The organism is Streptomyces sp. NPDC001717, from assembly GCF_042892775.1.
Classification (GTDB): domain Bacteria; phylum Actinomycetota; class Actinomycetes; order Streptomycetales; family Streptomycetaceae; genus Streptomyces.
Map to the genome: position 1 here is coordinate 70,837 of NZ_JBIAUK010000001.1, position 26,445 is coordinate 97,281.

At 73.8% G+C, this 26,445-nt stretch carries 26 protein-coding genes and 1 pseudogene; 9 read left to right on the forward strand and 18 right to left on the reverse strand.

Annotated elements, in window-relative coordinates; all coding sequences use genetic code 11:
• Positions 1 to 10 precede the first annotated feature (10 nt).
• Positions 11 to 898 carry a MurR/RpiR family transcriptional regulator gene (locus ACFYZL_RS00380; protein ID WP_388675827.1) on the reverse strand — a complete coding sequence of 296 codons (888 nt, stop codon included), beginning with the start codon at positions 896 to 898 and terminating at the stop codon, positions 11 to 13.
• 212 nt (positions 899 to 1,110) lie between these two features.
• On the opposite strand from ACFYZL_RS00380, the gene ACFYZL_RS00385 reads away from it, so the two are divergent.
• Positions 1,111 to 1,488, forward strand: coding sequence for a hypothetical protein (locus tag ACFYZL_RS00385; RefSeq protein ID WP_384592411.1), 378 nt, complete (start codon positions 1,111 to 1,113; stop codon positions 1,486 to 1,488).
• Positions 1,489 to 1,495: 7 nt separating this feature from the next.
• Positions 1,496 to 1,765, forward strand: a pseudogene (locus ACFYZL_RS00390) (DUF4031 domain-containing protein); the annotation flags it as partial.
• Here the strand turns inward: ACFYZL_RS00390 and ACFYZL_RS00395 are convergent.
• The 3 genes from ACFYZL_RS00395 to ACFYZL_RS00405 all read right to left on the reverse strand — a co-directional run bounded on the left by ACFYZL_RS00395 (position 1,719) and on the right by ACFYZL_RS00405 (position 5,141).
• The gene (locus ACFYZL_RS00395) at positions 1,719 to 3,035 is read right to left on the reverse strand and encodes a serine hydrolase domain-containing protein (RefSeq protein ID WP_388674857.1); all 1,317 of its coding nucleotides are present in this window, start codon (positions 3,033 to 3,035) and stop codon (positions 1,719 to 1,721) included. The pseudogene ACFYZL_RS00390 and the gene ACFYZL_RS00395 overlap by 47 nt on opposite strands.
• Positions 3,036 to 3,116: 81 nt before the next feature.
• Positions 3,117 to 4,358 (reverse strand): Cmx/CmrA family chloramphenicol efflux MFS transporter, encoded by a 1,242-nt coding sequence (locus ACFYZL_RS00400; RefSeq protein ID WP_388675831.1) that lies wholly within the window; start codon positions 4,356 to 4,358, stop codon positions 3,117 to 3,119.
• Positions 4,359 to 4,469: 111 nt separating this feature from the next.
• Complete coding sequence (locus ACFYZL_RS00405; RefSeq protein WP_388674860.1) at positions 4,470 to 5,141, reverse strand: hypothetical protein; 672 nt, start codon at positions 5,139 to 5,141, stop codon at positions 4,470 to 4,472.
• A gap of 116 nt (positions 5,142 to 5,257) precedes the next feature.
• Between ACFYZL_RS00405 and ACFYZL_RS00410 the strand changes: the two genes are divergently transcribed.
• Positions 5,258 to 5,944 carry a copper homeostasis protein CutC gene (locus tag ACFYZL_RS00410; RefSeq protein WP_384758134.1) on the forward strand — a complete coding sequence of 229 codons (687 nt, stop codon included), beginning with the start codon at positions 5,258 to 5,260 and terminating at the stop codon, positions 5,942 to 5,944.
• Between the two features lie 241 nt (positions 5,945 to 6,185).
• On the opposite strand, the gene ACFYZL_RS00415 is transcribed toward ACFYZL_RS00410, so the two are convergent.
• Positions 6,186 to 8,159, reverse strand: coding sequence for a HelD family protein (locus ACFYZL_RS00415; RefSeq protein WP_384759164.1), 1,974 nt, complete (start codon positions 8,157 to 8,159; stop codon positions 6,186 to 6,188).
• Between the two features lie 426 nt (positions 8,160 to 8,585).
• Between ACFYZL_RS00415 and ACFYZL_RS00420 the strand changes: the two genes are divergently transcribed.
• A complete protein-coding gene (locus tag ACFYZL_RS00420; RefSeq protein ID WP_384759161.1) occupies positions 8,586 to 8,774 on the forward strand; it encodes a hypothetical protein in 189 nt (62 codons plus the stop codon).
• A gap of 299 nt (positions 8,775 to 9,073) precedes the next feature.
• Here the strand turns inward: ACFYZL_RS00420 and ACFYZL_RS00425 are convergent, their stop codons facing one another.
• A complete protein-coding gene (locus tag ACFYZL_RS00425; protein WP_384754938.1) occupies positions 9,074 to 10,717 on the reverse strand; it encodes a DNA repair helicase XPB in 1,644 nt (547 codons plus the stop codon).
• Positions 10,718 to 10,857: 140 nt separating this feature from the next.
• Between ACFYZL_RS00425 and ACFYZL_RS00430 the strand changes: the two genes are divergently transcribed.
• Positions 10,858 to 11,373, forward strand: a complete 516-nt coding sequence (locus ACFYZL_RS00430) for a GNAT family N-acetyltransferase (protein ID WP_384754935.1) — start codon at positions 10,858 to 10,860, stop codon at positions 11,371 to 11,373.
• Here ACFYZL_RS00430 and ACFYZL_RS00435 read toward each other — a convergent pair.
• Positions 11,370 to 11,987 carry a TetR/AcrR family transcriptional regulator C-terminal domain-containing protein gene (locus ACFYZL_RS00435; RefSeq protein WP_384754932.1) on the reverse strand — a complete coding sequence of 206 codons (618 nt, stop codon included), beginning with the start codon at positions 11,985 to 11,987 and terminating at the stop codon, positions 11,370 to 11,372. The two genes, ACFYZL_RS00430 and ACFYZL_RS00435, sit on opposite strands and share 4 nt — an antisense overlap.
• Before the next feature lie 75 nt (positions 11,988 to 12,062).
• Here ACFYZL_RS00435 and ACFYZL_RS00440 point away from each other — a divergent pair, with 75 nt between their 5' ends.
• Positions 12,063 to 12,647, forward strand: a complete 585-nt coding sequence (locus tag ACFYZL_RS00440) for a peroxiredoxin-like family protein (protein WP_384754929.1) — start codon at positions 12,063 to 12,065, stop codon at positions 12,645 to 12,647.
• A gap of 107 nt (positions 12,648 to 12,754) precedes the next feature.
• Here ACFYZL_RS00440 and ACFYZL_RS00445 read toward each other — a convergent pair whose 3' ends face one another.
• The 3 genes from ACFYZL_RS00445 to ACFYZL_RS00455 all read right to left on the reverse strand — a co-directional run bounded on the left by ACFYZL_RS00445 (position 12,755) and on the right by ACFYZL_RS00455 (position 17,672).
• Positions 12,755 to 14,041, reverse strand: coding sequence for an LPXTG cell wall anchor domain-containing protein (locus ACFYZL_RS00445; protein ID WP_388674867.1), 1,287 nt, complete (start codon positions 14,039 to 14,041; stop codon positions 12,755 to 12,757).
• Between the two features lie 293 nt (positions 14,042 to 14,334).
• Positions 14,335 to 14,925: a DUF4291 domain-containing protein gene (locus tag ACFYZL_RS00450; protein ID WP_384754924.1), complete on the reverse strand. Its 591-nt coding sequence runs from the start codon at positions 14,923 to 14,925 to the stop codon at positions 14,335 to 14,337.
• Positions 14,926 to 15,098: 173 nt separating this feature from the next.
• Positions 15,099 to 17,672, reverse strand: coding sequence for a helicase-associated domain-containing protein (locus tag ACFYZL_RS00455; protein WP_384754921.1), 2,574 nt, complete (start codon positions 17,670 to 17,672; stop codon positions 15,099 to 15,101).
• An 86-nt stretch (positions 17,673 to 17,758) separates the two neighbouring features.
• Between ACFYZL_RS00455 and ACFYZL_RS00460 the strand changes: the two genes are divergently transcribed.
• Entirely contained in the window at positions 17,759 to 18,835 is a 1,077-nt protein-coding gene (locus ACFYZL_RS00460) for a hypothetical protein (protein ID WP_388674872.1), read from the forward strand.
• Between the two features lie 53 nt (positions 18,836 to 18,888).
• Here ACFYZL_RS00460 and ACFYZL_RS00465 read toward each other — a convergent pair whose 3' ends face one another.
• The 3 genes from ACFYZL_RS00465 to ACFYZL_RS00475 are packed head-to-tail and all read right to left on the reverse strand — an operon-like array spanning position 18,889 to position 20,834.
• On the reverse strand, positions 18,889 to 19,431 hold the full coding sequence (locus ACFYZL_RS00465; RefSeq protein ID WP_384754915.1) for a GNAT family N-acetyltransferase: 543 nt from the start codon (positions 19,429 to 19,431) through the stop codon (positions 18,889 to 18,891).
• Between the two features lie 53 nt (positions 19,432 to 19,484).
• Positions 19,485 to 20,324, reverse strand: coding sequence for a hypothetical protein (locus ACFYZL_RS00470; RefSeq protein ID WP_384754912.1), 840 nt, complete (start codon positions 20,322 to 20,324; stop codon positions 19,485 to 19,487).
• 9 nt (positions 20,325 to 20,333) lie between these two features.
• Positions 20,334 to 20,834, reverse strand: coding sequence for a SigE family RNA polymerase sigma factor (locus ACFYZL_RS00475; protein WP_384754909.1), 501 nt, complete (start codon positions 20,832 to 20,834; stop codon positions 20,334 to 20,336).
• Between the two features lie 148 nt (positions 20,835 to 20,982).
• Here ACFYZL_RS00475 and ACFYZL_RS00480 point away from each other — a divergent pair, with 148 nt between their 5' ends.
• Positions 20,983 to 21,603: an HAD family hydrolase gene (locus tag ACFYZL_RS00480; protein ID WP_384754906.1), complete on the forward strand. Its 621-nt coding sequence runs from the start codon at positions 20,983 to 20,985 to the stop codon at positions 21,601 to 21,603.
• Positions 21,604 to 21,617: 14 nt separating this feature from the next.
• Here the strand turns inward: ACFYZL_RS00480 and ACFYZL_RS00485 are convergent, their stop codons facing one another.
• Positions 21,618 to 21,872, reverse strand: a complete 255-nt coding sequence (locus ACFYZL_RS00485) for a hypothetical protein (RefSeq protein ID WP_384582129.1) — start codon at positions 21,870 to 21,872, stop codon at positions 21,618 to 21,620.
• A gap of 217 nt (positions 21,873 to 22,089) precedes the next feature.
• Between ACFYZL_RS00485 and ACFYZL_RS00490 the strand changes: the two genes are divergently transcribed.
• The gene (locus ACFYZL_RS00490; protein WP_136213802.1) at positions 22,090 to 22,473 is read left to right on the forward strand and encodes a cold-shock protein; all 384 of its coding nucleotides are present in this window, start codon (positions 22,090 to 22,092) and stop codon (positions 22,471 to 22,473) included.
• Positions 22,474 to 22,561: 88 nt separating this feature from the next.
• Here the strand turns inward: ACFYZL_RS00490 and ACFYZL_RS00495 are convergent, their stop codons facing one another.
• From ACFYZL_RS00495 to ACFYZL_RS00510, 4 genes are all read right to left on the reverse strand, one after another.
• Positions 22,562 to 23,410 carry a 1,4-dihydroxy-6-naphthoate synthase gene (locus ACFYZL_RS00495; protein WP_384754903.1) on the reverse strand — a complete coding sequence of 283 codons (849 nt, stop codon included), beginning with the start codon at positions 23,408 to 23,410 and terminating at the stop codon, positions 22,562 to 22,564.
• Complete coding sequence (locus ACFYZL_RS00500) at positions 23,400 to 24,122, reverse strand: futalosine hydrolase (RefSeq protein ID WP_384754900.1); 723 nt, start codon at positions 24,120 to 24,122, stop codon at positions 23,400 to 23,402. Before ACFYZL_RS00500 ends, ACFYZL_RS00495 begins: the two co-directional genes overlap by 11 nt.
• Positions 24,123 to 24,136: 14 nt before the next feature.
• Positions 24,137 to 24,625 carry a DUF2771 domain-containing protein gene (locus ACFYZL_RS00505; RefSeq protein WP_384754897.1) on the reverse strand — a complete coding sequence of 163 codons (489 nt, stop codon included), beginning with the start codon at positions 24,623 to 24,625 and terminating at the stop codon, positions 24,137 to 24,139.
• A gap of 359 nt (positions 24,626 to 24,984) precedes the next feature.
• Positions 24,985 to 26,367 (reverse strand): MFS transporter, encoded by a 1,383-nt coding sequence (locus tag ACFYZL_RS00510; RefSeq protein WP_384744463.1) that lies wholly within the window; start codon positions 26,365 to 26,367, stop codon positions 24,985 to 24,987.
• Between the last annotated feature and the right edge of the window lie 78 nt (positions 26,368 to 26,445).

The following is a 26,445-nucleotide window of genomic DNA, read 5'->3' on the forward strand; positions in this document are numbered from 1 at the left end:
GCGGTGCCTCCTAGCGGCTGCTGTGACGGTGGGCGAGGGCCTCGTACGAGGCGGCGAGCGCGGGCGCGGCCCGCTCGTACGTCTGCTGCGCGACGCCGACGAACAGGCAGTCGACGACGAGGAGCTGGCTGGTGCGGCTGGACATGGCGGCCGGGCGCAGCGCGGTCTCCCGGGCGGCGGAGGTGGCGAGGACGTGGTCGGCGTAGTGGGAGACGGGCGCGCCGGGGCGACCGGTGAGGGCGATGGTGGTGGCGCCGCGCTCGAAGGCGGTGCGCAGCGGCTCGATGACGTCGCCGGTGGTGCCGGAGTGGGTGATGGCGACGGCCACGTCGCCGGGGCGCAGCTGGACGGCGTTGGTGACGGCGAGGTGGGGGTCGCTGTGGGCGTGCGCGATCAGGCCGATGCGCAGCAGCTTCTGGGCGAGGTCCTGGCCGACGAGCGCGGAGGCGCCGATGCCGTAGACGTCGATGCGGCGGGCGGCCGCGAGGGCGGCGACGGCGGCGGCGAGCCGGCTGAGGTCGAGGCCGGCGGCGGTGTCGGCGAGGGTCTGCGCCTCCTCGTGCGCGAGCTTGGCGACGACGTCGGAGAGGGGGTCGTCGACGGCTATGTCGACGGTGACGGCGGGGGCCGCGCCGGACTCCTGCCGCGCGGCCAGGGCTGCGAGGGCGAGGCGCAGGTCGCGGTAGCCGGGGTAGCCGAGGAGGCGGGCGGTGCGGACGACGGTTGCCTCGCTGGTCCCGGTGCGTTCGGCCAGCGCGGTGACGGTCAGTGCGGCGCATGCGGCGGGATCGGAGGCGATGGCTTCGGCGACGGCGTGGACGGAGCGGGTCATGGACGGCCCGAGAGCTCTCACGCGCGCCGTGAGTGAGCCGGCGGGCGGGGGCGGCGGGACCGGTATGGCGCCGTTGCCGGGGCGCTGCCCCGGACCCCGCTCCTCAAACGCCGGAGGGGCTGGAGTGGTGCCGCTGGGCGCCGGGTCGGTGAAAGTTCTCTTCGGCTTCCTGCTCACACGTGAAATCTATTTTCAGCCGCGGGTGCGGGCAAGACGCCATACGGCCCCTCCCGAAGAGGACCTTCGCCACATGGCCCCGCCGGGTTGACAATGAGCCCATGGACCACGCGACCCCCCTGGAACAGGCGCTGCATGTCGCCCGCGCACTCGTGCTCGCCGATCTCGCCGCCGGCGAGGTCGCCGATGCCGACGTCGTCTCCCTCGTCGAGGACTCGGTCACGCACCGCCGGTGGTGGGTGGAGCAGTGGCCGGAGGGCGTCGACTACCTCGCCGGACTCGTCGCCCAGGACGTGCAGGACGCGCTGCTGGAGAAGTACGGCCGCTGGCCGCTGTGCCCGGTCTGCACCCACGGCGAACCGCACGCGCTGGACGTCGAGCCGGAGCTGGGACCCGACCCGCACTGGGTGTGTTCGGAGGCGGGCGTGAGGGTGGCGTCCGTCGGCGCGCTCGGGCCGGTCTTCCACCCGGGACGGTGAGCCGCCGGTGACGGTGTACATCGACCCGCCGACCTGGCCGGGCCATGGCCGCATGTGGTCGCACCTGGTCAGCGACGTCTCGTACGAGGAACTGCACGACTTCGCGGCGTCCATCGGCTGCCCGCCCCGCGCCTTCGAGCGCGACCACTACGACGTCCCCTCGCACCGCTACGCGGACGCGGTCGCGGCGGGCGCGGTCGAGATCGGCAGCAAGGAACTGGTCCGCCGCATCACCCAGGCCGGCCTGCGCCGCCCGAAGGGGCGCCCGGCGCCGGCGCCGGTGCCGGGGCCGGTGCCGGGGCCGGTGCCGGGGCCGACCGGGTCGACGGCTCCGGGACGGCGTTCGGCTGGGCCTCTGCCGGGAGCGACCACACGTGCTCCGGAGTCACGATCTTCGTGACCGTGTTGCCGATGAGGGAGCTCAGGTTGCCGAACTTCCCGTCGATGTCGGAGTTGACCACGATCACCATGGTGGTCCGGGCCTGCGGGAGCCGGACGGCGATCGTCTCGTAGCCGGGCAGTTCGCCGTTGTGGCCGATCCAGCCGTCCACGTCGGCGATGCCCAGCCCGTAGCGGACATCGGGGTATCCGGTGGGGAGCGTGCGCAGCCGTTGGGCCTGGGTGCCGGGCTCCAGCAGGCGGCCGCCGTCGGGGAGCCGGCCGTTCACGAGCGTCGGGACCCAGGTGTGCAGGTCGTCCATGGTGGAGGTCATCGCGCCGGCGGCCCAGGCCCAGGACGGGTTCCAGGTGGAGGCGTCGACGGTGGTGCCGTCCGGGGTGAAGTTCGTGTAGCCGTGCGCGTACGGGCTCGGCATCGCGGAGCCGGTCGGCAGGGAGGTGTCGTCGAGGCCCGCCGGTTCGAGGACGTGCTCGTCCAGGTAGGTGTGCAGGGGCTGCCCGGAGACCTTCTCGACGAGCAGGCCGAGGAGCACGGTGTTGGTGTTGCTGTACGCCCAGCGGGCGCCCGGCGGGAACTGGGCGGGGTGCTTGAAGGCGATGTCGAGCAGCTGCCGCGGGGTCCAGGAGCGGTGCGGATCAGCCTGGTAGGCGGCCAGCCAGGCCTTGTCCTCGGTGTAGCTGAACAGGCCGCTGCGCATCTCGGCGAGCTGACGGACCGTGATCCGGTCGCCGCCGGGCACGCCGTCGAGGTACGTCGACACGGGCGCGTCGAGCCGTACCTTCCCCTCGTCGACCAGCCCCAGGACGCCGGTGACGGTGAAGGTCTTGGTGACGCTGCCGATCCGGGTGAAGAGCTCGGTCTTCATGGGGGTGCCGGCGGCCTTGTCGGCGGTGCCGAAGGCGCGCTCGTAGGATCCGCCGCCGTCGATCCAGAGGCCCACCCCGGCACCGGGGATGCCCGCCTCGCGCATGGCCGCCGTGATCGCGTCGTCGAGCTTCTCGGCGGTCGCGGGGTCGATGCCGGCCCGGCCCGGTGGGGCGGCGGCGGGGGCCTGGCCGGCGCACAGCGCGGTCAGCAGCAGGGAAGCGGCGGCGAGGACGGTGGTCGTCCTCTTCCTCTTCCTCGTTGTCGTCCGGTACCGGGCCATCGGGGACCCCCTCTGACGCACGTCCCCGAGTGGTCCCTCCCATCGTAGGAAGGGCCGCCCGGGGCTGCGACCGGGCCGCCGTCAGGCGCGGGCGGGCGCCTCGACCGGCTCCCCGACCGGCTCCCCGGTACGGCCCGAGGTCGGGCTCGCGGAGGCCACGACCCGTGTCCGGGCGGGCGTGCGACGGTGCAGGCGCAGGGCGGTCAGGGTGAGGGCGATCGCCGTGACGGTCATGGCCGCGCCCGCCCAGGCGGTGGAGGCGAAGCCGAGGTCCGCGTCGATGACGGTGCCGCCGAGCCAGGGGCCGCCGGTGTTGCCCAGGTTGAAGGCGGCCGTGGTGGTGGCGCCGGCCAGGGTGGGGGCGGCGCCGGCGACGTTGAACATGCGGGCGTTGAGCGCGGGGGCGGTGAAGAAGGCCGAGACGCCGAGGAGGAAGGACAGGGCGATCGCCGCGGCCGCCGTGGAAGCGAGGAGGGCGAGGGCGGTGAGGAAGACGGTGGAGGCGGTGATGCCCCAGATCATCACGCCGAACAGGTGCGCGTCGGCGACCCGGCCGCCGATGGTCGTGCCGACCAGCGCGCCGATCCCGAAGAGGCCGAGGACCCACGGCACCCACTTCGAGTCCAGCCCGGCCACGTCCGTCAGCAGCGGCGACAGGTAGCTGAAGGCGCAGAAGACGCCGCCCGCGGCGAGGGAGGTGATGCCGACGGCCAGCCACACCTGACGGTCGCGGTAGATGCGCAGTTCGCGGCGGAGCGTGGGGCGCTCGGCGGGCAGCGGGATGCGCGGGATCAGCGCCAGGATGCCCGCCAGGGCGATCGCGGAGGCCGCGCCCACCGACCAGAACGCGGAACGCCAGCCCAGGTGTTCGCCGAGGAAGGCACCGGCGGGGACGCCGAGGACGTTGGCGATGGACAGGCCGCCGATCATGACGGCCATCGCGCGGGCCCGCTGGTCCTTGCCGACCATGGCGATGGCGACGGCCGCGCCGACGGCCCAGAAGCCCGCGCAGGCGAGGGCCGAGACCACGCGGGAGGCGAAGAGGAGCTCGTACGTGGGGGCCAGCGCGCCCGCGACCTGCCCGAGGCCGAAGAGGCTGATGAGGGCGACGAGGGTGGTGCGGCGCGGGAGGCGCAGCGTGGCGACGGCCAGCAGCGGTGCCCCGATGACCATGCCGATGGCGAAGGCGGATATGAGCAGGCCCGCCTGGGGGATGGTGACGCCCATGTCCTCGGCGATGGGCGGCAGCAGCCCGGAGAGCATGAACTCGCTGGTGCCGAGTGCGAAGACGGAGAGTCCGAGGACGTAGACGGCCACGGGCATGCGGGTGGGGCTCGTGGGGCCTGTGGGGCCCGTGGTGGCTGTCGGGGCTTCGGTGGGTGCGGTGTTCGGGGCATCAGCGGGCATGACTGACACCAACCGGTGTGAACGCGATCAAATTCCCCGCGGTCGCGAAAGCCCCTCCAGCTCGGCGGTGAGGTTGGCGCGGGCCGGGGCCTCCCAGTGCGCGGCGCCGTACGGGGTGCGGAAGAGCCGGGGCAGGTCGAGCAACTGGCGCAGGACGGCGGCGCGGCCGGTGCGGAAGGCCTCGTCGGGGACGAAGCCGTACTCCTCGCGGACGGCGGCCACGTACGAGGCGTAGGCCTCCGGGGTGCCGGCGAGCACGCCGAGGTCGGCGTCGCAGAGGACTTCGCCGTTGGTGTCGCCGGGGGCGGGGTCGTGGGTGACGGTGAGCCGGACCAGCCGGGCCACCTCCGCGGTGCGGGCGGCGTCCACGCCGAGCTCGGGCAGGGCGCGCTCGGCCATGGCGGCGCTGCGCTCCTCGTTCTCGGAGCGGTCGGGGCGGTAGACGGCGTCGTGGAACCAGGCCCCGAGCCGGACGGCGGCGGGGTCGGCGGCGTGCGCGGCGAGTACGTCGATCCGCGCGAGTACGTCGGCCAGGTGTGCGGTGGTGTGGTACCGGCGCTGGGGCTCCGCCCAGGCGGTGAGGAGCCGGTCGGCGTAGGGGGCGGGGTCGCGGTCGGGGGAGGCTTCGGCGGCGGCGACGGTGGCCTGCCAGTGCGCCCGGAGGGCGGCGGTGTCGTCGTGCGGGGTGCCTGTGTCCATGGGCACATTGTGCGGGTGGCGTGATTGTGCTGGTGGAGCGCGGGCGGAGACCCGTACCCTGATATTGGACTAGACCTATTTTCCATTGGTGGACAGCGGACAAAGGACGGCATCGAATGAGCAACCGTGCGCTCCTGGAGGTGATCGCCCTCGACGTGGAGGACGCGGTCGCGGCCCAGGCAGGTGGGGCGGACCGACTCGAACTGGTCACCGACATGGCCGCGGACGGGCTGACCCCGTCACGCGAGACCTTCGCGGCGATCAGGGCGGCGGTCGACATCCCGCTGCGCGTGATGCTCCGCACGGCGGACGGGTTCGCCGCGGGTGACGTCTCCGTGGTCGTGGAAGCGGCGCGGGAGCTGAGGGCGGAAGGCGCGCGGGAGTTCGTCCTCGGCTTCCTGAACCCGGACGGCAGCCCGGACCTGGCCGCGGTCGAGGCGGTGGTGGCGGAGCTGGACGGCTGCCGGTGGACCTTCCACCGGGCGATCGACCGCGCGGCGGACCGGGACGGGCTGCGCAAGGCGCTGGCGGAGCTGCCCGGGCTGGACACCTACCTGACGGCGGGGTCGGCGGCCGGGGTCGACGAGGGGCTGCCGGTGCTGCTCGCGGAGGCGGCGCGGGCGGGCGAGCCGGGCTACACGGCGCGGACGCTGGTAGGCGGCGGCCTGACCCTGGCGCACCTGCCCGTGCTGCGGGAGGCCGGTATCGACGCCTTCCACATCGGCGGTGCGGCGCGTCCCGACGGGTGGGGGCGGCCGGTCTCGGCGGCGGCCGTGGCGGAGTGGCGCGCGGCCCTGTCCTGACGGGCGGGCCCCGAGGCTCCGCCCTGCGGCTGCGCCGGGAGGCCGGGCGCGGCGCCGCTGCCGGGGCTCCGCCCCGGACCCCGCGCCTCAAACGCCGGCGGGGCTGGATTCGCCCGCGCCTGGCGGACGGCAGAGGCCGAAATCCAGCCCGTCCGGCGTTTGAGGACCGGGGTCCGGGGCGGAGCCCCGGGGAACGGGGGAAGGGCGGGTCGGGGACGGCTCCGCGCAGCGGCCGCCCGCCTCAGGCCAGCGCCGCCGGCAACGGGGCCGAGTGGAGGAGGACAAGGCCAGAGACGGCTCGGGTGAGGCAGACGTACAGGCGGCGCAGCCCCGTCCGCTCGTCCGGCTCGCCGTCCACGATCGCCGCCGGCTCGTCCAGGACCACGTAGTCGTACTCCAGACCCTTCGCGAGCGAGGCGGGGACCAGGGTCAGGCGGGACTCGGCCGTGGTCTCCTCTCCGGGGGAGAGCCAGGCGAGGCCCGCCTCCCGCAGGGCCTCCGACAGGGCCGGGATACGCGCGTCCGCCGCGATCAGGCCGATCGAGCCCTCGTGGGAGAGCGACGCGCGGCAGGCCTCCAGGACCGCCGCCGTCAGGTCGTCCGTCGCCGAGACGAGGAGGGAGCCCGGGGTCTCGCGGACCGACGACACCGGCGCCAGCCCCGGCGAGATCGACGGCAGCAGCCGCGACGCGTACGCGATCACCTCGCGCGGCACGCGGAAGCCCGCCGTCAGCTCCTCGATCACCGCCGCCGGCTTGCCCAGGTGCGCGAGGGCCTCGTCCCAGCTGCGCGTGGCCCACGGGGTGGTGCCCTGAGCGAGGTCGCCCAGGACCGTCGCCGAGCCCGTCGTACAGCGTCGTCCCACCGCCCGGTACTGCATGGGGGAGAGGTCCTGGGCCTCGTCGACCACGACGTGGCCGAGCGAGTGGGTGCGCTCCACCAGGTCCGCCGCCTCGTCGATCAGCACCAGGTCCGCCGCCGACCACTTCGCCGACTTCACGCTGCGGAAGGGCTTGGGCCACAGGAGGAGCTTCTGTTCGTCCGCGGTGAGCAGGCCCTCCGCGTGCTCCGCCAGGAACTCCGGGTCGGAGAGCAGGCGCAGCACCAGCTTCGGCGGGTCCACCGGCGGCCAGACCTCCTTGACCGTCGCCTTCACCGCCGCGTTGCGGGCCACCGAGTCCTGGACGCGGTCGTCCGGCGCCTCGCCCGCCTGCTCCATCCGCACCAGCACGGCGTGCGCGATCCGCTGCGGGAGCGCCTCGCGGGCCGCCCCGTAGCGGATGTCGCGGTTCTGGAGCTCCTCGACCATCTCGGCCAGCTCGTACGCCGGCACGCGCCAGCGGCGCGAACCGCGCACCACCATCAGCGGCTCGGTCGGCTCCGTCACGTGCGATTCGAGGGCGCGGCGCAGCACCTCCGCCATCCGGGCGTCGCCCTTGACCACGGCGGTCGCGGCGGCGTCCGTACCGCGTACCTCCAGGCCCTCACGAGCCACCAGGTCGTCGACGGTGGCCTGCTTGACCTCCAGCTCGCCGAGCGCCGGCAGGACCTGCTCGATGTAGTGCAGGAAGGAACGGTTCGGACCGATCACGAGCGTGCCGGTGCGGGCGAGGCGGTCGCGGTGCGCGTAGAGCAGGTACGCGACCCGGTGCAGGCCGACGGCCGTCTTCCCGGTGCCGGGGCCGCCCTGCACGCAGACCGAACCGGAGAGGCCGGAGCGGACGATCTCGTCCTGCTCGGGCTGGATCGTCGCGACGATGTCGCGCATCGGGCCGACGCGCGGGCGCTCGATCTCCTGCTGGAGGAGCTTGCTGACGGACGCCGACTCGGCGGGGTCGGAGAGGTGCTCGTCCTCGTACGCCGTGAGCTCGCCGCCGGTGTAGCCGAAGCGGCGGCGCAGGCCGATGTCCTGCGGGTCCTGCTTGGAGGCCCGGTAGAACGGCTGCGAGACCGGCGCGCGCCAGTCGATGACCATCGGGTCGCCGCCGGCGTCGTGGACGTGGCGGCGGCCGATGTAGAACTGCTCGCCCTCCGCGCCCTCGGCGAGCTCCGCGCCGGGTGCGTGCAGGTAGTCCAGGCGGCCGAAGAAGAGCGGCGTGTGGGAGAGGTCGGCGAGGGCCTTGATGCGGTCGTCGATCTGCGCCTGGAGGACGATGGCGTTGACCCAGTTCGCGGTGACGTCCCGGATGTCCAGGGCCTCCACGTCCTCGCGCATGGCGCGGAGCGCGGCGCGGGAGGCGGCGAGGTGCGAGCGTTCGCGGCCGAGCGGGTCGGCGTCGTGCGCGGCGTCGTGCGGGGTGTCGTGGGTGGTGTCGGGGGCGTGCGCGGGCACGGGACTGCCTCCAGCTGCTGGTGCGGAACAGTTGGCCCGCCGGTTACCGTCCGGCGGGCGGCTCTCCCCGGTGGGGCGGTGGGAGGCGGCAAGAGCGGAGATTGTAGTCACCGCGGCGTGCGGGCGCGAACGGGTTTCGGGGCCGGAGGTCCCTTGGCTGCAGGACCTCCGTCCGGGTGAGGGGCGGGGGCGTCAGCCTTTGGGGAGACCCACTAGGGGGTGCCGTGCGCCCGGAGGAGGACCCTTGCGGCCTCGGGGTTCCGCCCGCAGGGCGATGTGCGGTGCCGGCCGGGGGAGCACCATGGATACATGAGCACCGCAACCTTCACCCCGATCCAGGGCGGCCGCCCGAGCGGCGCCACCGCCACCTCTTCCGACTCGCACCCCCGGCACTTCGTCGGCAATGCGCTGCGCGCGGCCAAGGTCTTCGCGGCGGCGGCCGTCAGCGTCGTGGTCCTCGGCGAGTACGCGGAGGACGCAGGCGTCCGCCGGCGGTGACCTCCCGGTCCGGGTGGCTGTCCTGTGGTCGGCTGCCGCGCCGCTGCCCGTGACCTCCCGGTCGGGGTGGCTGTCCGTTGGTCCCCCGCCGCGCCGCTGCCGGGGCTCCGCCCCGGACCCCGCGCCTCAAACGCCGGCGGGGCTGGATTTGGGCGCGGCGCCGTGGCGGGGGCTCCGCCCCCGAGCCCCCGCGCCTCAAACGCCGGCGAGGCTGGATGTGCCTCGGCGAGGCTGGATGTGCCTCGGCTGGGCTGGATGTGCCCAGGCGGGGCTGGATGTGCCCAGGCGGGGCTGGAGCGTCAGTCGTTCGTCAGTAGGTCGTCCGCGTCCATGATTCGGTAGGCGTAGCCCTGTTCGGCCAGGAAGCGTTGGCGGTGGGCCGCGAAGTCCTGGTCGATCGTGTCGCGGGCCACGACCGAGTAGAAGCGGGCCTCGTGGCCGTCCGACTTCGGGCGCAGGACCCGGCCCAGGCGCTGTGCTTCCTCCTGCCGGGAGCCGAAGGTGCCCGACACCTGGATGGCGACCGTCGCCTCCGGCAGGTCGATGGAGAAGTTCGCGACCTTCGACACCACCAGCACGTTGATCTCGCCCTCGCGGAAGGCGTTGAACAGCTTCTCGCGCTGCGCGTTCGACGTCTCGCCCTTGATGACGGGCGCGTCCAGGTGCTCGCCGAGCTCGTCGAGCTGGTCGATGTACTGGCCGATCACCAGCGTCTGCTCGCCCTTGTGCTTGCGCACCAGCGCCTCGGTGACCTTCCGCTTCGTCGCCGTCGTCGCGCAGAAGCGGTACTTCTCCTCGGTCTCGGCGGTCGCGTAGGCGAGCCGCTCCGACTCGGTGAGGTTCACGCGGACCTCGACGCAGTCCGCCGGGGCGATGTAGCCCTGCGCCTCGATCTCCTTCCACGGGGCGTCGAACCGCTTCGGGCCGATGAGGGAGAAGACGTCCGACTCGCGGCCGTCCTCGCGGACCAGCGTCGCCGTCAGGCCGAGCCGGCGGCGGGCCTGGAGGTCGGCGGTGAACTTGAAGACCGGCGCGGGCAGCAGGTGCACCTCGTCGTAGACGATCAGGCCCCAGTCCCGGGAGTCGAAGAGCTCCAGGTGCGGGTAGACGCCCTTCCGCTTGGTGGTGAGGACCTGGTACGTGGCGATGGTGACGGGGCGGATCTCCTTGCGGGTGCCGGAGTACTCGCCGATCTCGTCCTCGGTCAGCGAGGTCCGCTTCACCAGCTCGTGCTTCCACTGGCGGGCCGAGACCGTGTTGGTGACGAGGATCAGCGTCGTCGCCTTGGCCTTCGCCATGGCCCCGGCGCCGACCAGCGTCTTGCCGGCGCCGCAGGGCAGTACGACCACACCGGAACCGCCGTGCCAGAAGCCCTCGACGGCCTGCTGCTGGTACGGACGCAGTGCCCAGCCGTCCTCGGCCAGGTCGATCGGGTGCGCCTCGCCGTCCACGTACCCGGCGAGGTCCTCGGCCGGCCAGCCCAGCTTGAGGAGGGTCTGCTTGATCTGGCCGCGCTCGGAGGGGTGCACGGCGACGGTGTCGGCGTCGAGCCGCGCCCCGACCAGCGGGGTGATCCGCTTCGACCGCAGGATCTCCTCCAGCACCGGCCGGTCCGTGCTGGTCAGGACGAGTCCGTGCACGGGGTGCTTGGAGAGGGTGAGACGGCCGTAGCGGGCCATGGTCTCGGCCACGTCGACGAGCAGCGCGTGCGGGACGGGGTAGCGGGAGAACTCGACGAGCGCGTCGACGACCTGCTCGGCGTCGTGCCCGGCGGCCCGGGCGTTCCACAGGCCGAGCGGGGTGATCCGGTAGGTGTGGATGTGCTCGGGAGCCCGCTCCAGCTCGGCGAAGGGAGCGATGGCGCGGCGCGCGGCGCCGGCGAGCTCGTGGTCGACCTCCAGCAGGAGGGTCTTGTCGCTCTGGACGATGAGAGGCCCGTTCACGCACGTACCTTTCCGACGCGGGGCGGTCGCCCGGGTGCGGGCGGCCAAACCTCCAGTCTGCCCTATGGGGGAGGAGCGGGGCGGCCGGGGCGTGTTAGCTTGCCCGGGCCCAAAGCGGATCATGGTCGACGGGGGACCTCATGGACACGAGCGGACACTCATCGCAGACGGACGGCTTCCGAGTCGAGCGAGCCGGTGCCGGTGCCGGTGGTGACGGCACGCTCCGGGACTGGCGCCACGTGCACAACCTGGTCGTTCCGACGGCCCCGCTCTCCCCGGACGAGGTGCGCGAGCGGGCCGGACGCAACCGGCTGGACGTCGCGTACCTCGGTGACGTGTTGGTGGGCTGCATGACGGTCCGCCCGGCGGCCGGCGAGGATCCGGTGGTGGTGATCGCGCGGGTGCTGCCGGAGTACCGGGGGCGCGGTCTCGGCGTGGCGCTGTACGAGCACGGGCTGGCGCAGGCCCGGGAGTTCGGGGCCGTCACGGTCCGGACCGTGGTGCTGGAGACGAATCCGGAGGGTCTGCGGTTCGCGCTCGCGCGGGGGTTCGTCGAGGTCGAGCGCTACGTGCTGCCCGGGGACACCGTGGCCTTCATCGACCTCGACCTCGACCTCGATCCTGGCCTCGATCTCGAACCCGCGGCGACCGCCTAGTCCGAGCGCAGCCCGCGCAGCAGCAGGGCCAGGCCGCCGTCGAACTCCCGGTCCGGCGTGAGGGCCGGAGCTCCGCGCGCGGCCTCGGTCAGGTACGGGAACCGCTCCGGCGGGAGTTCGGCGATGGCGGCCGTGCCCGCGCCGGAGAGGGCGCCGAGGTGTTCCTGCTGGACCGCCCCGATCACGTACGCGAGCAGGGCGCGCAGGGCGACGATCCGCTCCTCGGGTCCGATGCCGGCCTCGGTCAGCACCCCGAGCAGCGTCTCCCCCCAGCCCATCACGCTCGACGAGCGGTGGCGGTGGGTGAGGACCAGCGGCAGGACGGCCGGGTGGGCGGCCACCGCGCCGCGGAGCCGTGCGACGAGTTCGGCGATCCGGTCCTGCCAGGGGCGGCCGGGGGCCGGTGGGGTGGAGTCGACCGCGCTGAGGACCAGTTCCACGACGAGGGCTTCGAGTTCCCCGCGGTCCTGGACGTAGCGGTAGAGGGCCATCGTGCTGATGCCGAGCTCCGCGGCGACGGCGCGCATGGACAGGCCGGTGAGCCCGTCGCGGTCGATGACGGCGAGCGCCGCGGCGGCCAGCCGGGCCGGGGTGAGCGAGCGGGGTCGGGGCATGGTGGTTGACAGCGTACGGCATACGCCTACGCTGGTAGGTGTACGGCATACGCCTAACCAGGGGGTCCAGCTCCGATGCAGCTCTCCGTAGGTTCCGTAGTCCCCTCCCGCACCCTCGTCGCGGTCACGGACGGCATGCCCGTCGCCGTCCCCGACCCGGACGCCGGGCCCGACCGGCTGATCCACCTCCAGTTCCGCCGGTTCGCGGGCTGCCCCGTCTGCCACCTGCACCTGCGCTCGGTCGTGCGCCGCCACGCCGAGATCGAGGCGGCCGGGATCCGGGAGGTCGTCGTCTTCCACTCCACCGCCGAGGAACTGCGCGAGCACGTCGCGGACTTCCCCTTCGCGGTGATCGCGGACCCCGACAAGCGGCTGTACGTCCAGTACGGCGTCGAGTCGTCCTACCGTTCCCTGCTCAGCCCCCGCGCCTGGGGTCCGGTGCTGCGCGCCCTCGCCCACGGTCTGGTGGAGATGGCGCGCGGCCGGGCGAAGGCGCCGTCGTTCTTCCCGGACGGCGGGCGCTACGGCCTTCCGGCGGACTTCCTCATCGCACCCGACGGGCGGGTCCTGGCGGCCGGGTACGGGGAACACGTCGACGACCAGTGGCCGGTGGAAAAGCTGTTGGCGCTGGCGCGGGAGGCTCGTGGGGTCCGGGCGTGAGCGAAGGTCCGACCGCGTGGCCCGGTGAGGGGCCCGCGGGACGGGCGCGGAACGGCGCAGGGGCCCGGCACGTGGTGTGCCGGGCCCCTGCGGGGTGTCGGGACGGGTCAGCCCTGGACGGCCTTGCGGCGGCGGGCGCCGAGCCAGGTGGCGGCCCCGCCGAGGCCGACGAGGACGGCGGCCAGGCCGGCGTACAGACCGGTGTTGGAGTCGGCGCCGGTGTGCGCGAGCGAGCCGGAACCGCCGTTGCCGGTGGTGTTGGTGTTGCCGCCGGTGGTGCTGGTGGCGGAGGCGGAGGCCGAGGCCGAGGCCGAGGCCGACGCGGAGGGCGACGGGCTCTTCGACGGCTGCGTGGTGGCGGAGCCGCTCGGCGAGGGCGACGGCGAGGTCGGGGTGGTGGCCGGGGCGACCCTGAACTTGGCCACGGCGTCGGCGAAGGCGGAGGTGTTGCCCTCGGCCAGGCCGATCTCCGCGTTCAGGGTGAGCGGGGTCTCCTTCTTCAGCTTCGTGTTCGGGCCGACCTTGGTGCGCAGGTGCACCTTGCGCTCGCCGGAGGCCTGGCCGAAGCCCTTCGGGATGTCGGCGAGCCGGTAGTTGTCCAGTGCGGACAGGTCCTTCCACTGGCCGTCGGTCTGGACCTGGACCTGGATGTCGGCATCCGCGGCGGAGATGCTCTCGTCGAGGTACATGGACAGGCGGGTCGCCAGGGCCGTGCCGAACTCGCCGTCGCCCGTGGCGCGGTAGTGCAGGTCCATCTCGCGGCACTGCAGCTCGGCGGTCTTGTCCTGGCAGGGGTTGATCTGGTCGATCCAGGTCTCCAGCTTGCCCGGCTTGATGGCCGGGTCCGTCTTGAAGGTCAGGCTGCCGGCGTCGCCGTCCTTCGCCACCTCGTCGTTGTAGCTCGTGGGGTGCACCGTGAAGTCGCCGTCGTTGGTCGGGTAGCTCTTGCCGAGACCGATCGTGACCTTCCAGGTGAGCTTGCCGCCCGCCGGGATCTCGAAGGGCTCGCTCTTCTTCTTGCCCGCCGGGTGGAACGCCCCCTGCCACCCACCGTCCTGCTGCCCGATGAAGGACTCGGTCGCCGGCGCGGTCACGCCCTCGACCTTGAAGGTGACGTCGGCCTGCTGGAGCGGGCTCGCACCGGCCGGCGTGCCGAGGATCCACGGGTGGAAGGAGTGCGGCTTGTCCGAGGGGTTGGCGACGGTCAGCTCGAAGGTCTGGGCCGCTCCGCCGCGGGTCAGCGGGCCGCTCGGCGCCGGGGCACCCATCGTGATCTTCAGCGCGTGCTGGTTGCCGGCCTCGGCCGGGGCGGCGTACGCCGACAGCGGCATGAGGACGCTACCGGCGACGGCGGCGACGACAGCGGTGGCGGCAGCGGTGATGCGAGCGGACATGGTCGGATCCCCCCAAGGATTCGCGAAGGGCAGGCGAGCGGCGCGGAGCGGCGGTGGCCGGCGAGGTGGAGCAGGCGGTCGGACGGCCGTGGCAGAGCGGCGGGCCGGGTAGTGCGGGGTGTCGCTCTCGGGCCGGTCCTGGTTCCCCTCGGCCGCTGCTGCGATGAACCGATCTTCACACATCGCGGATCGCTGATCCACCGCCCGTCTGTCACTGCTCTGCAACAGGGAAAGGAGCCGTTCTGACCTGCGAAAACGGGTGCCGCTGTTCCGCTTTTCGCACGGCTGTCCCGCTACGCGCCCAGGTGCTCCAACGGGCCCGCCGGATACGGGGTCTCCACGGGCAGCAGGGCCCGCGCGGCGGCCGTGTTGCCGGACCGGACCAGGCCGTGGACCTCCCTGGCCAGCGGGGTGACGTCGCGGATGGAGACCGTCCACTCGTCGGCGTAGGCGCGCGAGAACGGACCCGACAGACCCAGTTGGAGCGAACGGTGCGGCAGCGGGTTGAGGTGGAGGTCGCGCTCGGGGTCCCACTGGACGCGGGCGGACGTCGCGCGCACCGACTCCTGCCAGGCCTCGCGGTCGGTGTGCGTGCCGTGTTCGAAGTGGGACAGGCAGGCGTGGCGCAGCGCGTGGTCGAAGCCGGTGCGGGTGATCTCGACGGCCAGCACCGTCTCCTGGTCGGGCTTCGTGGCCCAGCCGCAGCGGTACATCATCCACAGGAACGAGGGCTTGATCCACGTCATGCGCTCGCGCTTCCAGGCGGCCGGGAAGCGGCCGTCGCGGGCGGCGGGGCCGCCGAGGTGCGGGGCGTAGGCCTGGTAGACGGTGACGGTGGTGTCGGTGTGCGCGGCGCGGATCTGGCGGGCGGGTACGGCTTGCATGCCGTTCAGAGTGCGGGGCGGGTGGGGCGGGCGCCAGCCGTTTTCCGCGGCGGTGCGGCGGGGTGGGCCGGTGCGGCGCCGTTGCCGGGGCGCTGCCCCGGACCCCGCGCCTCAAACGCCGGCGGGGCCGGTTGGTGCGGCCGGGTTGGATTGGTGCGGCGGGGCCGGAATCGCTAGAGGTGTTCCTCCGCCAGTTCTGCCACGCCCGTGATGCGGTGCAGGGCGTACGTGCGTACCTCGTCCGCCGTGTGGTCGTAGCCCGTCACGAACCCGCCCTCCACGCGGACCGGGGCGATGACCCGCTGGCTCGCCGCGCCCTCCGCGTTCACGTAGCCGATCCACACCGCCGACCCGGTCAGGGCCGCCGCCTGCACCGTCGCCAGGGTCTCCGCCGCGCTCGTGCGCGGCAGTTCGCCGGGGACCACCGATGCGGGCTCCGCCGATGCCGGCTCCTTGCGGACCGCCGTCGCCGCCACGTCGCCCGCGCGGATCGCCCGTACGGCCGCGCCGAGCAGCGTCTCGTCCGGGATCGGCGGGCCGTCCGGCACCGGTACGGGCGGCTGCCGGTCCGGGGTGCGGTGGGCGTCCGCGCGGGCCACCAGGACGTCGCCGGTACGGGATTCCGCCGCCGGGGCGTAGCCCATCGCCCGCAGGCCGTCCAGCAGCGCGGTCGGTTCGGCCTGGGCCGCCAGCACGGTCGGGGCGAGACGGCGCAGGCCAAGGCCCGCCGAACGCTTGTCGGCCAGGATCTCGTTCAGCATGCCGTCGTCGTCGCAGCGCACGTACGAGGACGCCGCACCGACGCGCAGGTGCCCGTGGCGCCGGGCCACGTCGTCGATCAGGTACGCGAGCGGCTGCGGGACCGGGGTGATGCTGTGCTCGGCGAGGAAGGCGTGCAGGTCGGTGGCGGTCCGCCCGGCGTCCAGCGCACGGCGTACCGACCCGGGCGTGAAGCGGTACACGGTCGCGCCGCCCTTGGACTCCACGTCCGCCAGCACCGCCAGCACCTCGGCGAGCGGGCGCCGCAGCGGCCCCGGAGCCACCGCCGTGAGGTCGGCCTGGAGCAGGACGTGGTCCACCGGCTCGGGGAGGAGCGGCGCCAGCAGGGGTGTGGGGTCGCTGTGCGCGAGCAGGGCGCGGCCCGGGCCGGAGAGCGCGCCGCGGCCGGTGACGCCCAGGACCTCCGCGTCGGCCAGCGTCCACCGCGCGAGGCGGGCGCGCAGCTCGCTCGTACCGCGTACGGGACGTTCCCACGCGAGGCGGGCCAGGACCGCCTCCGGGTCGGCGGAGGCGCCCTCCGGCAGGTCGGCGAGGAGTTCGAGGACCCGCCGGCGCACCTCGGGGGCGCCGGAACGGTCGAGTTCGGGGCCCAGCGCCGACAGGGTGCGGCCCTTCGCGTCCTGCTCGCCGACCAGACCCGGCGTCCGGGTCGCCGGCAGCCAGGCCGTCACGAGCGCCGACCACCGCTCCGCGGGCGGCAGTTCGCACCAGTCGTCGAAGGCGGGCGTGGGCGCGTACCGCTCGTCGGCCTCGCCGTCACTGGCCAGCAGGCCCGCCGCGTAGGCGAGTTCGATCCAGAACGCCGCCTGCGGCTCGGCCGCGTCGAGGGCGACCGCCGTCCGCTTCAGGTCCCGTACGGACAACCCGCCCGCGCGCAGCACCGGCGGACCGTTGTGCTCCCAGGACTTGACCAGTTCCTCGACGGTGGACAGCGCCGCCAGCGCCTGCCCGGCGGCGTTCGCGTCCACAAGCTGTGGACGGTGCTCGCGGTGCGCGGGCACCGCCGGGGCCACCGGCTCCACGGACCGGTGCGCGAGCCCGCCGCGCAGGTGCAGCGCCACCTCGCGGGGCAGCACCACGGTCCGCGCCGTCGCGGGCAGCAGCAGCCCCCGGTCGCGCAGCCAGCGCACCGGAGCCGTCGGATTCGGCGTCACCTCGCCGTACGGAGGACCCCAGACGAGCCGGCCCAGCACCTGGTGCGCCTCCGCCGGGGCCTCGTCCAGCAGCCGCGACATCCGCTGCCGGTCGGTGAACAGGGCCGTCAGCGCCGTCACCGCCGACACCGGGTCGTGGGTGGCGGGCAGCCCGGCGGCCGCCACGATCTCCTGGATCCGGGTCGGCGACATCCCGGCCGTGGCCTCGGAGACCGTGGGACCCAGGCCCGTCGGAGAGGGCCGCTGCGCGGACGGCGCGAGCAGCTCGCGGGCGGTGCGGACCAGCCGCAGCCGCTCGTCGTCGCCCCACACCAGGGCCTGGTCGCGCAGGGTGCCCAGGGCACGGGGGAGCGCGGTCCGGGCCCGCTCGCCCTCGCCTTCGCCTTCCGGTTCGCCGCCGGTGAGCAGGCCTTCCAGCACCTCGTACGGGCACGGCTCCGGGGCCACCGCGAGGGCCTCGGCGGTCTGCAGCGCGAACCGGTCGAGGCGGTCGAGCGCCCGCACCACCGAGGCCCGCGTCCCGGCCCGGGTGGCCAGCTGCGTCACGTCGCCGGGTACCGGGCTGAGCAGGTCCGGGCGGGCGTGGAGCAGCGCGGCGAGCGCCGCGTCGTCGCGGGCACGGAGCGCCTCGGCCAGGGAGCGGGGGAGGGCGCTTGCGCCGGATGCCCCTGCTGCGCCTGTTGCCCCAGTCGCCCCTGCTGCTCCCGGTGCTCCCGCAGTGCTTGCGTCGGGCACGGTCGCCTCCTCGTCGCGTCGGCCGGTCGGTTGGTCGGTCGGGTGGGCGGTCGGCGAGTGCGTCGGCCGGCCCCCCATCCGGCCAACGGTATCCGTTGCGCCCACGGCCGCTCCACGGGCGCACGCGCTACCTTTCGGGCAGCGGGATTGGGAGGAGCCGGGGCATGGGGATCGAAAGCGACCATCTGGTCTACGAATATCTGAGCCGCGTCGGGGACTTGGCGCAGCGGCGGCAGCTTTCCTCCGGTGACCGGATGAGGCTCGTGGCGGGGCTGCGGGACGAGATCGACAGTCGGCGCGCCAAGTACGACCCGGACACCCCGGCGGCCGTGCGCCGCATCCTGGAACGGCTCGGCACGCCGGAGGAGGTGCTGGACAGGTTGGGGTCCGGGTCCGGGTCTGGTGGCGGTTCCGCTTCCGGTTCCGGTTCCGGGTTCGGCTCCGGTTCCGGCTCCGGTTCCGGTGCGGGTTCTGCTTCTTCCGTTGCTCCTGCCGCTGTCCCGGCGGTACCGGTCCAGCGGGGTCCCGGCCTGCTGCGCCGCAAGGGCGCGTCGTCGCAGCGGCCTGCGCCCGAGCCGCAGAACGTACCGCCGCACCTCGCCGGCCTCGACGAGCTCGGCCCGTCCGACGGAGCCGAGCCCGACTGGTGGCGGGTGGCGCCGAGTGCGTACGGGCGGGGTCCGCAGGTCGAGGGGTTCGCGGGCGGCATCGAGATCCCGGACCTCTTCAAGGAGGGGCAGGAGGAGGACGAGGACGCCGCCGACGCCTCCACCGGCCCGAAGACCGGGGCGGGCGGGGCGGAGGGCGGGCGCGGGCGGACCCTCGTGCGCTTCCTGCGCGACCGACGGCGCGCCAAGCGCGAGGCCGCGGCGGCGGAGCCGGCCGCGGAGGAGACCCCGGCCGCCCGGCCGCGCCCGAACGCCTTCCTCCTGCTGGCCGCGGCCGTGCTGCTCGCGGGGGTGATCAGCGGCTACTGGCTGCTGCTGGTCGTCGGCTGGCTCCTCCCGTACGCGTCGAGGACCCTGGGCCCCTCCGAACGGAAGTGGACCGTCATCGGCCCGCCGAGCGTGGTGCTCACGGGAGCGGTGGTGTGGGTGTGGGGCCGCATGAACGGCCGCTGGGGCGAGGCCCTGCCGCAGGATCAGCTGAGCACGGCCCTGCAGGGCATGTGGCCCTGGCTCCTGAGGGGCGCGGGCATCGCCTCGGCGGCGTACCTGGTGTGGCGGGCACGGCGGAGGTAGGGGCTGGACACCAGCCGCCGACGGTCGGTCGGGCTTCCCGACGTCGGCGGCTGTCAGCTCTTGGCGGGCTGCTTCCAGTCCTGGACGAGAAGTCCGAGCAGGACCTCGTCCAGGAACTCGCCCAGGACCCACGCCGAGGAGCGGAGGACGCCCTCGCGGACGAAGCCGTTGCGCTCGGCGGAGCGCAGCATCGCGTGGTTGTCCGCGAGCGTCTCGATCTGCAGTCGTTGCAGGCCGCGCACGACGAATCCGTAGTGGCACAGCACGTCGACCACGTCGGTGCCGTAGCCCTTGCCCCGGGAGGACGGCAGCAGGCCCAGCCCGATGTGGGCGGACCGGTTGTGGTTGTCGATCCCCCACAGCGTCGCGGCGCCGACCAGCGTGCCGCCTTCGAGTTCCACCACGGAGAACGGAACGTGGCCCTGTTCCTTGTCGTCGGGAACGAGCCGTGGATCCTTCGACCCGGGTGTGATCGGCCTCCACGGGCCGCTCTCGGCGCGCGAGCCGTTGACCACGTCGTCGTAGAGCTCGGTCCGCAGGATCGGGATGTCTTCCTCGTGCCGGGCCCTGAGCCCGACCTTGCCGCCTCGAAGCATGCGTCGTTCCTATCCGGCCGGACCCGACGGCGGCAAACCATTAAGCGCGCGGGTCAGCCCCCGACGACGGTCTTCTGCTCCTTCTCCACCGGGTCCTTGTCGGTGGCCTTGACCAGTTCCATGAAGGCGTGGTCCTTCGCGAGTTCCAGGAGTTGGTCGTTGGTGACCGGGGCCGAGGTGTTCGACTTGTCGTCCGGGCCGACGGAGAGCTCGACTTCGCTCTTGCCGTAGCGGAAGGAGAGCCGGGTCTCGGTGACGTTTCCGTTGTTGATGGGACCGGTCGCCGCCGTGGCCTCGATACCGCCGGGCCAGACGGTCTTCTTGCAGACCTGGCCCTTGCTCTCCCGGCAGGGCCTGGGATCGGTGCCCTCACCGAACGGGCGTACCGAGAAGGTGATGTGGAAGGTCTTGCCGTCCTTCTCGGCCTCGTAGAGCCGGACGTTCAGGTCGGTCCGACGCACGGTGCCGACCGTCTGCGGCAGCAGTCTCTGCAGCAGGGGCACGGCCTGGTTCTGGAAGTTCTCCTGCTTCGCCCGTTCGGCCGGCGGCAGGTCGGCCATCGACGATTCGCCCGGGGTCGGTTCGATGTGCACCGGCGGGAGCGGCGCGGTGCTCGACGGCGGCGCGGCCACGTCGATCACCCCGCCCACCTGGCGGCCGCCGCCGTCGGACGGCAGGGCCACCGCCGCGGCCACGCCGAGCGCGGCGACGGCCAGCGCGCCGCCGCCGATGGCGAAGCGGACGCGGGCCTTGCGGCGTCGGCCCTGGGCGCGGGCCGGGCCCACCAGGTCGGGCAGCGGGGGCAGGTCGGCGGTGGTGCGGTCCATGGCGTCGCGGACCAGCAGGACGGCCCTGTCGTCGGGGAGTTCGTAGAGGTCTTCGTGGGTGCTCATGGCGTCTCCTCAGTTCTCCGTGGCGTAGATGTGGGCGTCGCCGAGCTGCGTCCGCAGCCTGGCCAGGGCGCGCGAACACTGGCTCTTGACCGTTCCCTCGCTGCACCGCAGCAGCTCGGCGACCGTGCCGACGCCGAGGTCCTCCCAGTAGCGCAGGACGACCATGGCCCGGGCCCGCGGCGGCAGCTGGTCCAGGGCGGCGAGCAGGGTCACGCGCAGCTCGGCGTGTTCGGCCGGCGGCGGCACGTCGGCGTGCCGGTGCGCCAGGAGGTCGCGCAGGCGCCGGCGTCGCTCGGCGAGGAAGGTGCGGGTCAGCACGGTCCTGGCGTAGGCGTCGGGACTGTCGGCGGCGGACACCTTCCGCCAGTGCTGGAACAGCTTCGCCAGCGTCGTCTGGGTCAGGTCGCGTGCGCCGTCGGCGTCCCCGCACAGCAGGTACGCGGTGCGGTACAGCTTGCGCTGACCGGCCCGGGCAAAGGCCTCGAAGTCGTGCTCGGTGCCTGGTGGCATCCGCCCTCCCCTTCACATCGTGTCTCTCACCCCTGTCCTGAGCACTGCCGCGCGGGAAAGGTTGAGAACGAATTCCGGGAAGGAGGCGTTTGCCGGGTGTAGGCCCGCTGTCGGTCCGCCGTCCGCACGCCTCGGCACAATGGACGGCATGAACCTCACAGTCGGCTTCGACCTCGACATGACCCTCATCGACTCGCGCCCCGGCATCAAGGCCGCCTACCAGGCGCTTTCGGCCGAGACGGGTACGTTCATCGATGCCGACGAGGCCGTCACGCGGCTCGGACCGCCGCTCGACGAGGAGCTGGCGCACTGGTTCCCGCAGGCCGAGATCCCGGCCATGGCGGACCGCTACCGTGAGATCTACCCCACGTACGCCATCGAGCCGACCCCGGCGATGCCGGGCGCCCGCGAGGCCGTGGAGGCCGTTCGGGCCCTCGGCGGTCGCGCGATCGTGGTCACCGCCAAGCACGAGCCCAACGCCCGCCTGCACCTGGCGCACCTCGGCATCGAGCCGGACGCCGTGATCGGTTGGCTGTGGGCGGAGGCCAAGGCGGGTGCGCTGCGCGAGTACGGGGCGCAGGTGTACGTCGGCGACCACGTGGGCGACGTACGCGGGGCCCGTACGGCCGGTGCGCTGTCGGTGGCGGTCCCGACGGGCCCGTGCCCGGAGCCGGAGCTGCGCGCGGCCGGCGCCGACGTGGTCCTGCCGGACCTGACCGCGCTGCCGCAGTGGCTGGCGCAGTACGTGGCGGCGGCGCAGCCCGTCTGAGACCGGTGGGTGCCTCAGGCAGCCTGTGAGGCGCGGGCGGCCCGGCGCTGGGCCGCGGCCGAGCGCAGCACGCCCGCCGCCGAGATGGCGAAGCCGACGCCCATGAGCATGCAGACGGCCCACGCGTACGACGGGAACGGGTCGATGTCGAGGAAGAGCGGGGCCATCGTCACCAGCGTGGCGACGGCACCGGCGATGAACACGATGCCGCCGGCCTTCACCAGTGCGTCGCCGGGTCGTGCTTCGTCGGGGGAAGAGGAGTCAGTCACCGCACCAGGGTAGTTCCCGGGTCGTGGCGGGTCCCTTCCCGGTGTTTCCCGCAAGGGTCGAGATCCGGGCAGGGGGTGTTCGGCCATGCTTGACGGGCCGCAACTCAGGGGAGACTCTTCACAGCGAGAGCAGGCAGTAACGGCCCAGGTACATGGATACCCTGACCTGCTGAGACATGTTGGTTCGGTTCCGGGTATGTGAGACGGGGTGCGTGCTTTGCCCACCGGCAAGGTCAAGTGGTTCAACAGTGAGAAGGGCTTCGGCTTCCTCTCCCGCGACGACGGCGGCGACGTCTTCGTCCACTCGTCGGTGCTCCCCGCCGGGGTCGATGCCCTCAAGCCCGGCCAGCGCGTCGAGTTCGGCGTCGTCGCCGGCCAGCGCGGCGACCAGGCCCTTTCGGTGACCGTGCTCGACCCGGCTCCGTCCGTCGCGGCCGCGCAGCGGCGCAAGCCCGACGAGCTCGCCTCGATCGTGCAGGACCTCACGACGCTGCTGGAGAACATCACGCCGATGCTGGAGCGGGGCCGCTACCCCGACCGGACGCACGGCACGAAGATCGCCGGACTGCTGCGCGCGGTCGCCGACCAGCTCGACGTCTGACGGCCGGTCCCACAGGTACGCACTTCCGCGCCCCGCCACTCGAAAGAGCGGCGGGGCGCGGTCGTTCTCGCGGACGCGGAGCGCGTGCCTACGGGAAGTCGAGCGCGCCCGGCGCGATGGCCGGCACCAGCCCCTCGGCGGCGGCCCGGGTCAGCAGGCCGCGCACGGCCGCGTACCCGTCCTCGCCGAGCCCGGCCGTGAACTCGTTGACGTACAGGCCGATGTGCTGGTCGGCGACGGCCGGGTCCAACTCCTGCGCGTGGGCGCGGACGTACGGGCGGGAGGCCTCCGGGTCGTCCCAGGCCATCAGGACCGAGGCGCGGGCCGACTCGGCCAGCGCCCGCAGGGTCTGCGCACCCAGCGAGCGCTTGGCGATGATCGCGCCGAGCGGGATCGGCAGGCCCGTCGTGGACTCCCAGTGCTCGCCCATGTCGGCCAGGCAGTGCAGCCCGTAGTCCTGATAGGTGAACCGGGCCTCGTGGATGACCAGTCCGGCGTCCACCCGGCCGTCGCGCACCGCCGGCATGATCTCGTTGAACGGCAGCACGACGACCTTGCCGACCCCGTCGGGCAGCACGTCCGCCGCCCACAGCCGGAACAGCAGGTAGGCGGTGGAGCGTTCGCTGGGCACGGCGACGGTCCTGCCCGTGAGGTCGAGGCCCGGTTCCCGGGTCAGGACCAGGGGGCCGCAGCCGCGGCCCAGGGCGCCGCCGCAGGGGAGCAGCGCGTACTCCTCCAACACCCACGGCAGGACGGCGTACGAGACCTTCAGCACGTCGAGCTCGCCGCGCTCGGCCATGCCGTTGGTGATGTCGATGTCGGCGAAGGTGACGTCGAGGGCGGGTGCCCCGGGTACCCGGCCGTGTGCCCACGCGTCGAAGACGAAGGTGTCGTTGGGGCAGGGCGAGTAGGCGATCCCGAGCGGCTCAGTGCTCATGACGTTCTCCCCAGTTCGCGAGTACGGGGCCCAGTGCGCGGAAGCCGACGGCGAGCGCGGCGAGCGCGTCCCCGATCCGCCAGGCGGCGCGGTCGCGCGGGCCCACGGCGTTGGACACGGCGCGGATCTCCAGTACGGGCAGCCCGTGCGCTGCGGCCGCCTCCGCGACTCCGAAGCCCTCCATGGCCTCGGCTCCGGCCAGCGGGTGCCGGGCGGCGAGCTCGCCGGCCCGGGCGGCGGTGCCGGTGACGGTGGAGACGGTCAGTACGGGCGCGAGCAGCGCGCCGGTTGCCTCGGCGGCGCGGGCGGCGAGCTCTGCGGGAGGCAGGTGCACGCTGTGCCCGAAGCCGAGGGCGGTGACGTCGAGGAAGCCGTCGGGGGTCTCGGCCCCCAGGTCGGCGGCGACGATGGCGTCGGCCACCACGAGGGAGCCGACGGGGGCGGCGGGCGCGAACCCGCCGCCGATGCCCGCGCTGACGACGAGGTCGTAGTCGGCGAGGGCCAGGGCGGTGGCGGTGCCGGCGGCTGCCGCGGCCGGCCCGACGCCCCCGACGAGCACGTCGAGGGCGATGCCGGGGAGGTCCCGCCGGGTCGTGCGGTAGCCACCGGGGAGGGTGCGCGACTCAGGGCCGGGGGTGTCCGGATGAGGGGTCAGGCCGGCGATGGCGGAGTCTGCCTCCGCCGCCACCGCGGTCACCACGAGCGCGCGCACCGGTGGCCGTCCGGTTACTTGAGCTTGAGGTTGAAGGTCCAGACGGCGAGCGGCTTGCCGTCCTCACCGGTCTGGAGGAAGGCGAGCTTCTTCGAGGACGGGGCCTCGCCCTGGCCGCCGGTCGCGAAGACGTCGGCGCCGGGGAAGCTGCGGTAGGTGTTCGACGAGGGCTCGGTGATCGGCTGGCCGTCCAGGATCGCCGACCACTTCTTGCCGTCCTCGACGACCTCCGGCTCGACACCCAGGCGCAGGGTGTCGCCGCGGCCGTACTCGATGGTCTTGGCGTCCTTGAGGCCGGTGAGGCACTCCTGGACCTTGTCCATGGACAGCGGCTCGCCACCGGAGTGGCAAGCGGCTTCGGCGGACACCGACGAGGTGCCGACCGTCACGGTCGCCAGCGGTGTCGGCTTGTCGCAGGCGGAGAGGAGGAGGAGGCCGGCGGACACGGCTCCGAGGGCCGCGACGCTGCGGCGGGCCCTACCCGAGAAAAGCGGTGCGGTCATGAGCCGAAGGCTATCGGGCCGGTCGGCTGCGCCGCTGCACGGGGTCCGGCCTGCGGTGTGGCGCGGCCCGGCCGGCCCGGCGCGCCCCAAGGACCGGGGCTCCGCCCCCGCGCCTCAATCGCCGGCGGGGCCGGATGAGGCCGCTGCCGTCCGCCAGGCGAGGCTCAGGGCTCCGGGGCTCCGCCCCGCACCCCGCTCCTCAAACGCCGGAGGGGCTGGATGTGGGTGCTGCCGTCCGCCAGGCGCGGCTGGATTGCCCGCAAGGCAATTTCAGCCTTGCCGGCGTTTGAGGCGCCGCCGGAGGCAATTGCAGCCCCGCCGGTGTTTGAGGCGCGGGGGCGGGGCGGAGTCACGGGGGGTTAGGCGACTCGGGGGGTTCGGGTGCCCGGTTGGGGGTGGCGGGGGGCCGTGAGGAGGCCGCGGAGGGCCATCGTCGTGCCGAGGGCGACCATCGCGGCGGCGACCGCCATGCCCAGGACCCCGTTCAGCGGCAGGACGATGCCGATCGCGCCGCCCAGCACCCACGCCACCTGGAGGAGGGTCTCCGACCGGGCGAAGGCGGAGGTGCGCACGGCCTCCGGCACGTCCCGCTGGATCATCGCGTCCAGCGACAGCTTCGCCAGCGCCTGGCAGAAGCCCGCCGTCGCGCCCAGGACGGCCATGAACAGCCCGCTGAAGAAGACCGCCGCCAGGATCGCCACGGCGAGGGTGAGGGACAGCACCGCCGCGATGATCGCCTCCGGCGCCCGCGCCCGCAGCCACGCCCCCGCCGCAGTCCCGCACGCGTTGCCGATGCCCGCCGAGACGCCCACGATGCCCAGCGACACCGCCGCGCTCTGCCCCGGCATGGGGTGCTCGCGCAGCAGGAACGCCAGGAAGAAGATCAGGAAGCCGGACAGCGCCCGCATCGAGGCGTTGGCGAGGAGCCCGCACAGCACCGACCGGCTCACCGTCCGCAGACCCGGCCGCTTCGAGTGCGGCTCGTGCGTGGACAGCCGCGCCCGGCGCTCGCCCTTCGCCTCGTCCACCTTGTGCGGCAGCGTGAACGCCGCGACGGTCCCCCAGACGAACACGACCGCGGCCCCGTACAGCGGCCACTGCGGCCCGATCGCCTGGAGCCCGGCGCCCACCGGCGCCGCCACGCCCGTGGCCAGCAGACCGGCCAGCGTGACTCGGGAGTTCGCCTTGACGAGTGAGAACTTCGGTGGGAGGAGGCGCGGGACCACCGCGCTGCGCACGACCCCGTACGACTTGGACGCGACGAGGACCCCGAGCGCGGCCGGGTACAGCTGGATGCCGCCCGTGGCCACGGCGCCCGACATCATCAGCGCCAGCAGCGCGCGGGCCAGCATCGCGGCGGCCATGGAGGCCCGGCGGCCGTGCGGCAGCCGGTCCAGCAGCGGGCCGATCACCGGGGCCAGCACGGTGAAGGGCGCCATCGTGATGCCCAGGTACAGGGCCACTCGGCCGCGGGCCTCGTCCGTGGGGACCGAGAAGAACACCGTCGAGGCCAGCGCCACGGTGATGAGCATGTCGCCGGCGCCGTTGATGGCGTGCAGCTCGATGAGTTTGCCGAGGCCCGATTCGCCGGCCCCGTGCGCGTGCGTGGCCCGCCGGATCCCGCGCGCCGTACCGGTGAACGGGGTGTGCAGGGCACGCCCCAGGGCCCGGCCGGCCCGCCTGGCCGGTCCCGAGCCGTCGCCGGACGACCGTGCGGGTGCCACGTGGCCATACTGCCCCACCCCGCCCTCCGGCAGCCCTCCCGGCGCGTCGCCGTGGCGGCCCGGCCGGTCTCCGGGGCCGTTCCATGTCCGCGAATC